This window comes from Microbacterium sp. SS28, from assembly GCF_022761035.1.
GTDB lineage: Bacteria > Actinomycetota > Actinomycetes > Actinomycetales > Microbacteriaceae > Microbacterium.
Window position 1 is genome coordinate 156,472 of sequence record NZ_JAKWJP010000006.1, and the last position, 11,968, is coordinate 168,439.

The following is an 11,968-nucleotide window of genomic DNA, read 5'->3' on the forward strand; positions in this document are numbered from 1 at the left end:
CGTGGCCTATGGCGGACGGACGATCCGCCGATGTGCTCACATACTAGTGGACGGTCCCTCGAGGGCCTCGAACTCCTCCTCGTCGGTCGCGGCTGCGAGCAGCGTCGCGGCCGTCGGCAGCTGCGGAACGGGGGCCGGAGCGGGCGCGGCCGCTTCCTCGTCGTCGATCGCGGCCTCGAACTGTGCGTTGTAGAGACGCCAGTACGCTCCCCGTGCGCGGAGGAGCTCGTCGTGCGAGCCCTGCTCGACGATCGCGCCGCTCTCCATCACGAGGATGAGATCCGCATCCCGGATCGTCGAGAGGCGGTGCGCGATGACGAACGCCGTCCGATCGGCGCGCAGCCGCGACATCGCGCGCTGGATGAGCAGCTCCGTGCGCGTGTCGACCGACGACGTCGCCTCGTCGAGGATGAGGATGCGGGGGTCGGCGAGGAAGGCGCGCGCGATCGTCACGAGCTGGCGCTCGCCGACGCTGAGGTTCGTCGCCTCGTCGTCGAGCATCGTGTCGTAGCCGTCCGGGAGCGCGTGGACGAAGCGATCGACGTAGGCGGCGGTCGCGGCCTCGATGATCTCCTCTTCGGTCGCGCCGGGCCGGCCGTAGGCGATGTTCTCGCGGATCGTGCCGGCGAACAGCCACGTGTCCTGCAGCACCATGCCGGTGCGCGCGCGCAGGTCGTCCCGCGTCATGAGCCGCGTGTCGACGCCGTCGAGCGTGATGCGCCCGCCGTCGACGTCGTAGAACCGCATGATGAGGTTGACGAGCGTCGTCTTGCCGGCGCCCGTCGGGCCGACGATCGCGACAGTGCTCCCCGGCGTCGCCTCGAGCGAAAGCTCTTCGATGAGCGGCTTGTCGGCGACGTAGCGGAACGAGACGCCCTCGAAGGCGAGGTGGCTCGCCGACTCCGGGGCGGTGTCGGGCGACTCGGGGTCGACGGGCTCCTCCTCCTCGTCGAGCAGTTCGAAGACGCGCTCGGCGCTCGCGACGCCGGACTGCAGGAGGTTCGCCATCGAGCCGAGCTGACTGAGCGGCTGCGTGAACTGGCGCGAGTACTGGATGAACGCCTGCACATCGCCGATCGACATGAGCCCGGCCGCCACCTGGATGCCGCCGATGACGGCGATCGCGACGTAGACGAGATTCCCGATGAACATCATCGCGGGCATGATGATGCCGGACAGGAACTGGGCGCCGAAGCTCGCGCGGTACACCTCTTCGTTCTCGTCGCGGAACTCCGCCTCGACCTCTCTCTGGTGGCCGAACACCTTGACGATCGAATGGCCCGAGAAGGTCTCCTCGACGCGGGCGTTGAGCTTGCCCGTCGCCGCCCACTGCGCGACGAAGAGCTTCTGCGAGCGCTTCGCGACGAGCACCGTGATGACGATCGTGAGGGGGATCGTCACGAGGGCGATGGTCGCCAGGAGCGGCGAGATGATGAACATCATGACGAGCACGCCGATGACCGTCAGGAGCGAGATGACGACCTGCGAGAGCGTCTGCTGCATCGTCTGGCCGATGTTGTCGACGTCGTTCGTGACGCGGCTCAGAAGCTCGCCGCGCTGCACCCGGTCGAAGTATCGCAGCGGCAGGCGCTGGATCTTGTCCTCGACGTCCATGCGCAGCCGGTTCATCGCGCGCTGGACCACGCCGTTGAGGATGCGGGCCTGCAGCCAGCCGAAGAGGCTCGCGAAGACGTAGACCGCGAGGGTCACGAGCACGATCATCAAGAGCTTGTCGAAGTCGATGCCCGCACCCGGCACGAAATCCATCGCCGAGAGCATCTCGGCCTGCTGCTCGTTGCCCTGCGCGATGAGCCCGTCGATGACCTGCTGCCGCGTCATGCCCGGGGGCGTCTGGAGCGAGACGAAGCCCGCGAAGACGACGTTCGTCGCCTCGCCGAGCAGCTTGGGCCCGATGACCGACAGCGCAACGCTCAGGACGGCGAGCACGAGCACGAGGATCAGCAGCGGCCGATCGCTGCGGAGCGTGCCGAGCAGTCGCCGGGCGCTCGGTCCGAAGTTCTGCGCCTTCTCCCCCGGTCCCGCCTGACCCATGGGCCCGCGCTGCATCGGGATGCGCCGCGGTGCCGCCTGCGTGGTCGCGGCGCCGGTGTTCGCCTGGGAGCCGCTCATGCCGCCGCCTCCGCCGCGAGCTGCGAATCGACGATCTCGCGGTAGGTCTCGTTCGTGTCGAGGAGATCGTCGTGGGTTCCCACGCCGACCATGCGACCGTGGTCGAGGACGATGATCTGGTCGGCCTGCTGGATCGTCGTGACCCGCTGGGCCACGACGAGACGCGTCGTGTCGGGCAGGTGCGTGTCGAGAGCGCGCCGGAGCGCGGCATCCGTCCTGAGATCCAGCGCGGAGAACGAGTCGTCGAAGACGTGGATCGCGGGCTGTTTGACGAGCGCGCGTGCGATCGCGAGCCGCTGGCGCTGGCCGCCCGAGACGTTCGTGCCGCCTTGCGAGATGGGGGCGTCGAGGCCGCCTTCCATCGCCTCCACGAAGCCCTTCGCCTGCGCGAGCTCGAGCGCGCGCCAGAGCTCCTCGTCGGTCGCGTCCTCGTCGCCGTACCGGAGGTTCGAGGCGACGGTCCCCGAGAACAGGAACGCCCGCTGCGGGATGAGCCCGATGCGCCGCCACAGGAGGTCGGGGTCGTACTCCCGCACGTCGAGGCCGTCGATGCGGACGACGCCTCCCGTGACGTCGAAGAGCCGCGGCACGAGGCCCACGAGAGTCGTCTTGCCGGCGCCCGTCGAGCCGATGATGGCGGTCGTGGTGCCGGGGGCGACGGTGAAGGTGAGGTCGTGCAGCACGGCCTCCTCGGCAGCCGGGTAGGCGAAGTCGACGTGCTCGAACTCGATGCTCCCGCGCATCGCCGGCGGCGCGGCGGGGTCGGCGGGTGCGGCGACGGAGGGCTCGGTGTCGAGCACGTCGCCGATGCGGTTCGCACAGACGGCGGCGCGCGGGATCATGACGAACATGAAGGTCGCCATCATGACGCCCATGAGGATCTGCATGAGGTAGTTGAGGAAGGCGAACAGCGTGCCGATCTCGACGCCGTTGTTCTGCACCTGGAACGCGCCGAACCAGATCACCGCGACGCTCGAGACGTTCATGACGAGCATGACGGCGGGGAACATGAGCGCCATGAGGTTGCCGGCGCGCAGGCCCGTCTGCATGACGTCGAGGCTCGCGTCCTCGAAGCGGGCGCGCTCCTCGCGCTCGCGCACGAAGGCGCGGATGACACGGATGCCGGTCAGCTGCTCGCGCATGATCTGGTTGACGCGGTCGATCTTCTTCTGCATCTGCGTGAACGCGGGGACCATCCGCACGACGATCAGACCGACGATGATGAGCAGGATCGGGATCGCGACCGCCATGAGCCACGAGAGCCCGGCGTCCTGACGCACGGCCATGATGACGCCGCCGATCGCGAGCATCGGCGCCGAGATCATGAGCGTCGCCGAGACCTGCACGAGCATCTGCACCTGCTGCACGTCGTTCGTGTTGCGGGTGATGAGCGAGGGCGCCCCGAACTGGCCCACCTCGCGCTGCGAGAACGCGACGACGCGGTGGAAGAGGTCGCCGCGCAGGTCGCGCCCCATGCCCATCGCGAGGCGGGAGCCGAAATAGACGGCGACGATCGAGCACACGACCTGCACGAGGCTGATGCCGAGCATGACGACGCCGGTCTGCCAGATGTATTCGATGTCACCCGTGACGACGCCGTTGTCGATGATGTTCGCGTTGAGGGTCGGCAGCATGAGCGACGCGATCGACTGCGCGAGCTGGAAGAGGACGACGCCGATGATGAGGAGCCACGCGGGGCTCAAGTAGCGGACGAGCAGCTTGCCGAGCACAGTGGTCCTTTCGCGCGCGGCGACATCCGCATCGAGCGGCCGCGCACGTCGAATGACGCTACGCCAGTCCCCCGCGGTCGTCCAACCGCGGGGCGTGCGCTGAGAGCGAACCGGGGAGCGGATGCCGCTCCCGCTCCCCCGCGGAGGTCACATGTCGGCGGCGGGCGACGGCGCGAAGATCGCGTCGATCGCCGCGAGGTCGGCCGCCGTCGGAATCCACGCCGTCGCGGCGGCCGCGTTGGCGCGCACCTGCTCGGGGGTCGTCGCCCCCGCGATGACGCTCGCGACCGAGGGCCGCGCCAGGAACCACCCGAATGTCGCCTCGAGCATCGTGATCCCCTGCTCGTCGCAGAAGGCCTGGTACGCCTCGAGCGCGTCCCACGGCGCGTTCTCGTACAGATGCGGGCGCTGCCGCATGATCCGCGAGTCGGCGGGCGCGGCATCCCGAGTGAACTTGCCCGTCAGCAGGCCGTTGTGCAGAGGGAAGAACGGGAAGAAGCCCAGCCCGTACCGCTCGACGGCCCGGAGCACGTTGCGCTCGGCACCCCGCGCGAGCAGGCTGTACTGGTTCTGCGCCGACACGAACGGGATCGCACGGCGCTCACGCGCGACGAAGTGCGCCTCGGCGATCTCCCACCCCGCGAAGTTGGAGTGGCCGAAGTAGCGCACCTTGCCCTCCCGGACGAGGTCGCCGAGCGCGTCGAGGGTCTCCTCGATCGGGGTCGCGGAGTCCGGTGTGTGCAGCTGGTACAGATCGATCCAGTCGGTCTGAAGACGGCGGAGGGATGCCTCGACCGCGCGCCGCACGTGCGTGCGCGACGCCTTCGCCCCGCCGAGGACTCCGGGTGCGAAGTCGGCGTGGCCGAACTTCGTCGCGAGGATGACCTGATCGCGACGCCCCACGAGCGCCTCGCCCATGAGGGTCTCGGACAGACCGGGCTCGCGTCCGTAGATGTCGGCCGTGTCGAGGAACGTGACCCCCTCGTCGATCGCGGCGTCCAGAACGTCGCGTGTTCCGCCGATCGTCTCGGTCTTCGTGCCGGCGCGGCCGAAGTTGTTGCAGCCGAGGCCGACGGCGGAGACGAGCAGGCCGGACGAGCCGACGCGACGGAGGGGGACGGCAGCGGAGGTCATGCCCTCACGGTATCCCGCGCGCCTGCCCAGACGCGCGTGAACCCCCGCCGGGGCGGGGGTTCACGGTGGCGATCAGGCCTTGGGCGCGGGCGGCTCGTCGGGCTCGGGAGCCGCCGGCGATCCGAAGTCGATCGTCGGCTCGTCGGGCGCCGCGGGCGGGACCGGCGGCTCGGGCTCGGGCGCGACGGGCGGCTCCGGCGTCACGGGAGGTGCCGGCTCCGGAGTGACGGGCGGTGCCGGCTCGACCGGCGGCTCGGGGACGACGGGCGGCTCGGCCGGTGCGACGGGAGTCTCGGGAGCTGCCGGCGGCTCGGGGGCTGCCGGGGGCTCGGGTGCGGCGGGCGCCTCCGGGGCTCCGGGGGCCGCGGGCGGCTCGGGAGCCGAGGCCGCGGCGGGCGCAGGCGTGTAGCCGGCGGGTGCCTCCGGCGCAGTCGGCGGCTCGTATGCGGGCGGCTCGGCGGCGGGCGCTGCGGACGGGGCGGGCGTGTAGCCCGCGGGCGGCTCACCCGCGGCCGGCGGCGCGTAGGCGGGCGGCTCGGTGTACGCCGTGGGGGGCGGGGTGTAGCCGGCCGGGGGCGGCGGGTACGCGCCCGGGGCGGGTGGCGGGTACGCGCCGGGGGCCGCGGGCGGGTAGACGCCGGGGGCGGCGTAGCCCGCGGGCGGCGCGGCGTAGCCGCTCGACTGGGCGGGGACGCCCGCCCAGACCGTCCTGTCGCCGAGGAATCCGTTGCCCGCCCAGGGAGCCGGGGCGACGGCGGTGTTCCAGCGCGACTTGTCGAAGCCCGCGATGCCGAGCCACACGATCGGGAGGAAGAAGTACAGGACGACCCAGGCGGCTTCCTTCTGCAGCTTGAGTCCGACGCGCCACGCGGCGAGCAGGGTCACGACGAACGCCGCGAGCGAGCCCACCCAGCCGAGCCCGACGAAGCCGAGGAGGAAGGCGGCGCCGATGCCGTACAGCACGAGCCACGGACTCAGGTCGCCGAGCTTCGAGAACACCATCGTGTTGTAGACGGGAACCCACGCGCGCCAGCGACCCTGGACGCCCGCCTTGTCGAAGATCTTCATGAGGAACCACGAACCGATGACGTAGAACGCGATCCCGATGATCCATGCGAATAATGCGAAGACGGCCAGGAAGAGGCCGAACCCACCGTCGCCATAGTCGTACATGGTGTCCCTTTCCGGAACAGACGGACGTGTCACCACGCCGCGGGACGCTCCGCCCCGACGACTCACATGCTAGCGATGCGGATCGGGCCGTGGCAGTCTTCGCCGCGGCGACTCGCCGCGGCGCCCCGCCCTCGCTAGCCTGGCGATGAACCCTCGCGGAAGGAGCCTCCCATGAGCGACACGACCCCCACCCCTCCGCCTCTCCCCGAACAGCCCGCGGGCGAGGCGGCTGCCCGGCGATCCGCCACGACGCCCGGCGCGGCCGGCACAGGCCCCGCGCGGACGTACGACCCCGCCGTGGACCCCGACGACACCGGCGTCCCGCGTGCCGTCGGCGACGCGTCCGACATCGGCCGCGGCTTCCTGAGCGCGCTGTTCGACATCTCGTTCCGCACGTTCATCACGCGGCGGCTCGCGAGCGCGTTCTACGTCGTCGGCCTCATCGCGATCGGCATCGGATTCCTCGTCTGGTTCGTGCGGGGGATCGTGGGCGGCATCGACCTGCTCTCGTTCAACGTCGGCGCGGGTGTCTCGCTCCTCGTCGCGACGATCATCCTCGTGCCGATAGCGACGTTCCTCGCGATCGTCGTGCTCCGCTTCATCATCGAAGCGGTGGTGGCGCTCATAGCGATCGCCGAGAACACGCAGCGGACTGCCGACAACACGCGGCGCTGACCGCTACGCGAAGAGCTCGAGCGCGCCCGCCGCGCCCTGGCGCACGCGGATGCCTGCGGCATCCGCCCACTTCACGAATCCCGCGCGCGAGCCGATCCGCGGACGTTCGAGGGCGAGCCGGCGAACGAGCGCGCCCTTGGCGTGCTTGTTGAAGTGGTTGAGCGCGCGCACCGCGCCGCCGTCGCCCTCGGTCACGATGCGCACATAGGCGGAGGGGACTGATGCCGCAACCGGCCCGAGGGCGACGTACGCCTCCGAGCGCAGATCGAGCACGAACCCGGGCGCGGCCTCGGCGAGGGCGTGCGAGACGGATTCGGCCCAGAGGCGCCGCAGCGGCGGGACGCCGGGGAGCGACGTCGACGCGCCCAGCCGATACGTCGGGATGCGGTCGAGCGCCCCGACAGGGCCCAACGGGGCGGAGTGGATGAGGACGTTGCGTCCCAGCCACGAGCGCGCCCTGCCGTCGAGGGATGCCGCGTCCAGCGCGTCGAAGAGCACCCCCGTGTAGCGATCGACGGCGGCCATGGTGGGCGCCGTCGTCACGCGGGCGTTGTCCTCGATGTCGCCGAGCTGCGTCGCACCGAGCTTGAGGACGCGGGCTGCGGTCGCGGCATCCGTCGACAGCTCTTCGAGGGCCGCGAGCACCCGCGCGCGCTGCGCGCGCAGGGACGGGAGCGCGAGCGCCTCGAGGTCGACGGGTCGAGGCGTCCCCCCGGGACTCTTCGTCTCGGACGGGGGCAGAAGGATCAGCACGTCGGGTCCTCCACGAACGGCGCGCGCCGCCCGGAGTGATCCGGGCGGCGCGCGTCAGATGATTCGATCAGGCGATGAGCGCGGCGTTTCCTGCCACGATCGAGATCTCGTCGCCGTCCATCGACAGGAAGCCGTCCTGCGCGTTGGCGATGATCTTCGTGCCGTCGGCCTGCGTGATGCGCACCTGGCCTTCCGCGAGCACCGCGAGGACGGGCTCGTGACCGGGCATGAAGCCGATCTCGCCGAGGACGGTCTTGGCGACGACGAGCGACGCCTCCCCCGCCCACACCTCCGACTCTGCGGAGACGAGACTCACCTTGAGCGGCATGTCAGCCGTTCTCCTTCTGGATCTGCGACCACTTCTCCTCGACGTCGGAGATGCCGCCGACGTTGAAGAACGCCTGCTCGGCGACGTGGTCGAAGTCGCCCTTGACGATCGCGTCGAACGACTCGATCGTCTCCTTGATCGGGACAGTGGAGCCCTCGACGCCGGTGAACTTCTTGGCCATGTAGGTGTTCTGCGAGAGGAACTGCTGGATGCGGCGTGCACGCGACACGACGACCTTGTCCTCTTCCGAGAGCTCGTCGACACCGAGGATCGCGATGATCTCCTGCAGTTCCTTGTTCTTCTGGAGGATCTGCTTGACGGCCGTCGCGACGCGGTAGTGGTCGGCGCCGATGTAGCGCGGGTCGAGGATGCGGCTCGTCGAGGAGAGCGGGTCGACGGCCGGGTAAAGGCCCTTCGACGCGATCTCGCGGCTGAGCTCGGTCGTCGCGTCGAGGTGCGCGAACGTCGTGGCCGGCGCCGGGTCGGTGTAGTCGTCGGCGGGGACGTAGATCGCCTGCAGCGAGGTGATCGAGTGGCCGCGCGTCGACGTGATGCGCTCCTGGAGCACACCCATCTCGTCCGCGAGGTTGGGCTGGTAGCCCACCGCGGACGGCATGCGGCCGAGCAGCGTCGAGACCTCGGAGCCCGCCTGCGTGAAGCGGAAGATGTTGTCGATGAACAGGAGGACGTCCTGCTTCTGCACATCGCGGAAGTACTCGGCCATCGTGAGGGCCGAGAGGGCGACGCGCAGACGCGTTCCCGGCGGCTCGTCCATCTGGCCGAAGACGAGGGCCGTCTTGTCGAAGACACCCGCCTCTTCCATCTCGTGGATGAGGTCGTTGCCCTCACGCGTGCGCTCGCCAACGCCGGCGAACACCGAGACGCCACCGTGGTCCTGCGCGACGCGCTGGATCATCTCCTGGATGAGCACCGTCTTGCCGACGCCTGCGCCGCCGAAGAGGCCGATCTTGCCACCCTGCACGTACGGGGTCAGGAGGTCGATGACCTTGATGCCCGTCTCGAACATCTGGGTCTTCGACTCGAGCTGGTCGAAGCTCGGCGCCTTGCGGTGGATGCCCCAGCGCTCGGTGATCTCGATCTTCTCGCCCGGCTCGGCGTTGAGGATCTCGCCGGTCACGTTGAAGACGCGACCCTTGGTCACGTCGCCCACGGGCACCGTGATGGGGCCGCCGGTGTCGCGCACCTCCTGGCCGCGCACGACGCCGTCGGTCGGCTTGAGGGCGATGGCGCGCACGAGGTCGTCGCCGAGGTGCTGCGCGACCTCGAGCGTGAACTCGGTCGTGACGCCCTCGACCGTGACGGTCGTCTTGAGCGCGTTGTAGATGTCGGGGATCGAGTCGTGCGGGAACTCGATGTCGACGACGGGACCCGTGACGCGGGCGACGCGGCCCGTGGCGGGGGCTTCCGTCTTCTCAGCGGTGAGGCTCATGGCTTCTTCTCTTTCTAGGTCTACTTGCTCGACGCCAGAGCGTCGGCGCCGCCGACGATCTCGGCGATCTGCTGCGTGATCTCGGCCTGCCGCGCGTTGTTGCGCAGGCGCGTGTAGTCGGTGATGAGCTTGTCGGCGTTGTCGCTCGCCGACTTCATCGCCTTCTGGGTCGCGGCGTGCTTCGCGGCCGACGACTGCAGGAGCGCGTTGAAGACGCGGCTCTGGATGTACACCGGCAGAAGCGCATCCAGGACGACGCCCGCCTCGGGCTCGAACTCGTAGAGCGGGTACACCTGCGTGCTCGATGCATCAGCTTCCACGACCTCGAGCGGCAGCAGCCGCACGGTCTCGGGCGACTGCGTCATCATGCTGATGAAGCGGTTGTAGACGAGGTTGATCTCGTCCACGCCCCCGGCGTCGCCGCCGCGGTCGTACGCGTCGAGCAGGACGTCGGCGATCTCCTCTGCCGTGTGGAAGTGCGGCGTGTCGGTGTCACCCGTCCACTCGGCCGCGCTCTCCATGCGACGGAACTGGAAGTACCCGACGGCCTTCCGGCCCACGAGGTAGTAGACCGGCTCCTTGCCCTGCGAGCGCAGGAGCTCCGCGAGCTGCAGCCCCTCGCGGAGGATCTGCGAGTTGAACGCGCCCGCGAGTCCGCGGTCGGACGCGAAGATGACGACGGCCGAGCGCCGGATCGTCTCCCGCTCCGTCGTCAGCGGGTGTTCGACGTTCGAGTGCGTCGCGACCGCCGAGACGGCGCGCGTCACGGCGCGAGCGAACGGCGCCGACGTGCGCACGCGCGCCATCGCCTTCTGGATGCGCGAAGCCGCGATGAGCTCCATCGCCTTCGTGATCTTCTTGGTCGTCTGAGCAGAAGCGATCTTCTGCTTGTAGACCCTGAGTTGAGCGCCCATGGTTGCTGTCCAGGGGTGCCGTTAGCGGCGACCCTTGACGATCTTCTCCTGGCTGACGTCGGCGGCTGCTGCCGCTTCGAACTCCTCGTGACCGGGGTTGTCGATCGCCTGACCGCCCTTGCCCGACTGGAACTCGAGGATGAACGCGTCGGTGACCTTCTCGAGCTCGGCGGCGGTGTCGTCGTCGAGCACGTTGGTGTCGCGCAGGGTGTCGAGGATCGTCGTGCTGCGGCGCAGGTAGTCCAGCAGCTCGCGCTCGAACCGCAGGACGTCCTCGACCGCGAGCGAGTCGAGCTTGCCCTTCGTGCCGGCCCAGACCGAGACGACCTGCTCCTCGACGGGGTACGGCGAGTACTGCGGCTGCTTGAGCAGCTCGGTCAGGCGCGCACCGCGGGCGAGCTGACGACGGGATGCCGCGTCGAGGTCGCTCGCGAACATCGCGAATGCCTCGAGCGAGCGGTACTGGGCGAGCTCGAGCTTGAGCGTGCCGGAGACCTTCTTGATCGACTTGACCTGCGCGTCGCCGCCGACGCGCGACACCGAGATGCCCACGTCGACCGCGGGACGCTGGTTGGCGTTGAACAGGTCGGACTGCAGGAAGATCTGACCGTCCGTGATCGAGATGACGTTCGTCGGGATGTACGCCGAGACGTCGTTGGCCTTCGTCTCGATGATCGGGAGGCCCGTCATCGAACCCGCGCCGAGCTCGTCCGACAGCTTCGCGCAGCGCTCGAGCAGACGAGAGTGCAGGTAGAAGACGTCACCGGGGTACGCCTCGCGGCCCGGCGGGCGGCGCAGCAGGAGCGACACGGCGCGGTACGCCTCGGCCTGCTTCGAGAGGTCGTCGAAGATGATCAGGACGTGCTTGCCCTGGTACATCCAGTGCTGGCCGATGGCCGAGCCCGTGTACGGGGCGAGGTACTTGAAGCCGGCCGGGTCGGAGGCGGGAGCCGCGACGATCGTCGTGTACTCCAGCGCGCCGGCGTCTTCGAGCGCACCCTTGACGGAGGCGATCGTCGAGCCCTTCTGGCCGATCGCGACGTAGATGCAGCGAACCTGCTTGTTCTCGTCGCCCGACTCCCAGTTGGCGCGCTGATTGATGATCGTGTCGATCGCGATCGCCGTCTTGCCCGTCTGGCGGTCGCCGATGATGAGCTGACGCTGGCCGCGGCCGATCGGGATCATGGCGTCGATGGCCTTGATGCCCGTCTGCATCGGCTCGTGGACGCTCTTGCGCTGCATGACGCCGGGTGCCTGCAGCTCGAGTGCGCGGCGGCCGTCGCTGGCGATGGCGCCGAGTCCGTCGATCGGGTTTCCGAGCGGGTCGACGACACGACCGAGGTATCCGTCGCCGACGGGAACCGAGAGGACCTCGCCGGTGCGCGTGACCGGCTGGCCCGCCTGAACGCCGGAGAACTCGCCCAGGACGACGACGCCGATGGCGTGCTCGTCGAGGTTGAGCGCGAGGCCCGAGGTGCCGTCTTCGAACGTCACGAGCTCGTTCGCCATGACGCCCGGCAGTCCCTCGACGTGGGCGATGCCGTCAGCCGCGTCGACGACGGTGCCGACCTCGGTCGCCGCCGCCCCCGTGGGCTCGTACGCGGCGACGAAGTCCTTCAGCGCGTCACGGATGACGTCGGGGCTGATAGAGATTTCTGCCATTGTCTTCCTTCGTTCAGTG

10 protein-coding genes are annotated in these 11,968 nt (G+C 69.5%); 1 reads left to right on the plus strand and 9 read right to left on the minus strand.

Annotated features, from left to right (window positions below; all coding sequences use genetic code 11):
- Window positions 1-36: 36 nt before the first annotated feature.
- From MJ607_RS17240 to MJ607_RS17255, 4 genes are all read right to left on the minus strand, one after another.
- Window positions 37-2,130, minus strand: coding sequence for an ABC transporter ATP-binding protein (locus tag MJ607_RS17240; protein ID WP_374238071.1), 2,094 nt, complete (start codon window positions 2,128-2,130; stop codon window positions 37-39).
- Complete coding sequence (locus MJ607_RS17245; protein WP_243076849.1) at window positions 2,127-3,860, minus strand: ABC transporter ATP-binding protein; 1,734 nt, start codon at window positions 3,858-3,860, stop codon at window positions 2,127-2,129. The genes MJ607_RS17240 and MJ607_RS17245 overlap by 4 nt, the downstream gene beginning before the upstream one ends.
- 147 nt (window positions 3,861-4,007) lie before the next feature.
- Window positions 4,008-4,994 (minus strand): aldo/keto reductase, encoded by a 987-nt coding sequence (locus MJ607_RS17250; RefSeq protein ID WP_243076850.1) that lies wholly within the window; start codon window positions 4,992-4,994, stop codon window positions 4,008-4,010.
- A 72-nt stretch (window positions 4,995-5,066) separates the two neighbouring features.
- The gene (locus MJ607_RS17255; RefSeq protein ID WP_243076851.1) at window positions 5,067-6,167 is read right to left on the minus strand and encodes a DUF5684 domain-containing protein; all 1,101 of its coding nucleotides are present in this window, start codon (window positions 6,165-6,167) and stop codon (window positions 5,067-5,069) included.
- 171 nt (window positions 6,168-6,338) lie between these two features.
- Between MJ607_RS17255 and MJ607_RS17260 the strand changes: the two genes are divergently transcribed.
- Complete coding sequence (locus tag MJ607_RS17260; protein ID WP_243076852.1) at window positions 6,339-6,842, plus strand: DUF4282 domain-containing protein; 504 nt, start codon at window positions 6,339-6,341, stop codon at window positions 6,840-6,842.
- Window positions 6,843-6,845: 3 nt separating this feature from the next.
- Here MJ607_RS17260 and MJ607_RS17265 read toward each other — a convergent pair whose 3' ends face one another.
- The 5 genes from MJ607_RS17265 to atpA all read right to left on the minus strand — a co-directional run bounded on the left by MJ607_RS17265 (window position 6,846) and on the right by atpA (window position 11,949).
- Complete coding sequence (locus MJ607_RS17265) at window positions 6,846-7,595, minus strand: YaaA family protein (RefSeq protein ID WP_243076853.1); 750 nt, start codon at window positions 7,593-7,595, stop codon at window positions 6,846-6,848.
- A 67-nt stretch (window positions 7,596-7,662) separates the two neighbouring features.
- On the minus strand, window positions 7,663-7,923 hold the full coding sequence (locus tag MJ607_RS17270) for a F0F1 ATP synthase subunit epsilon (RefSeq protein WP_243076854.1): 261 nt from the start codon (window positions 7,921-7,923) through the stop codon (window positions 7,663-7,665).
- A 1-nt stretch (window position 7,924) separates the two neighbouring features.
- Window positions 7,925-9,373, minus strand: a complete 1,449-nt coding sequence (gene atpD / locus MJ607_RS17275) for a F0F1 ATP synthase subunit beta (protein WP_243076855.1) — start codon at window positions 9,371-9,373, stop codon at window positions 7,925-7,927.
- A gap of 20 nt (window positions 9,374-9,393) precedes the next feature.
- The gene (locus MJ607_RS17280; protein WP_243076856.1) at window positions 9,394-10,287 is read right to left on the minus strand and encodes a F0F1 ATP synthase subunit gamma; all 894 of its coding nucleotides are present in this window, start codon (window positions 10,285-10,287) and stop codon (window positions 9,394-9,396) included.
- A 21-nt stretch (window positions 10,288-10,308) separates the two neighbouring features.
- Window positions 10,309-11,949: a F0F1 ATP synthase subunit alpha gene (atpA, locus tag MJ607_RS17285; RefSeq protein WP_243076857.1), complete on the minus strand. Its 1,641-nt coding sequence runs from the start codon at window positions 11,947-11,949 to the stop codon at window positions 10,309-10,311.
- Between the last annotated feature and the right edge of the window lie 19 nt (window positions 11,950-11,968).

What these genes read in the sequence shown, in the direction of transcription:
- atpD (WP_243076855.1), bottom strand. Translation starts at nt 9,373, where the DNA reads ATGAGCCTCACCGCTGAGAAGACGGAAGCCCCCGCCACGGGCCGCGTC.
- MJ607_RS17270 (WP_243076854.1), bottom strand. Translation starts at nt 7,923, where the DNA reads ATGCCGCTCAAGGTGAGTCTCGTCTCCGCAGAGTCGGAGGTGTGGGCG.
- MJ607_RS17255 (WP_243076851.1), bottom strand. Translation starts at nt 6,167, where the DNA reads ATGTACGACTATGGCGACGGTGGGTTCGGCCTCTTCCTGGCCGTCTTC.
- MJ607_RS17280 (WP_243076856.1), bottom strand. Translation starts at nt 10,287, where the DNA reads ATGGGCGCTCAACTCAGGGTCTACAAGCAGAAGATCGCTTCTGCTCAG.
- MJ607_RS17240 (WP_374238071.1), bottom strand. Translation starts at nt 2,130, where the DNA reads ATGAGCGGCTCCCAGGCGAACACCGGCGCCGCGACCACGCAGGCGGCA.
- MJ607_RS17260 (WP_243076852.1), top strand. Translation starts at nt 6,339, where the DNA reads ATGAGCGACACGACCCCCACCCCTCCGCCTCTCCCCGAACAGCCCGCG.
- atpA (WP_243076857.1), bottom strand. Translation starts at nt 11,949, where the DNA reads ATGGCAGAAATCTCTATCAGCCCCGACGTCATCCGTGACGCGCTGAAG.
- MJ607_RS17250 (WP_243076850.1), bottom strand. Translation starts at nt 4,994, where the DNA reads ATGACCTCCGCTGCCGTCCCCCTCCGTCGCGTCGGCTCGTCCGGCCTG.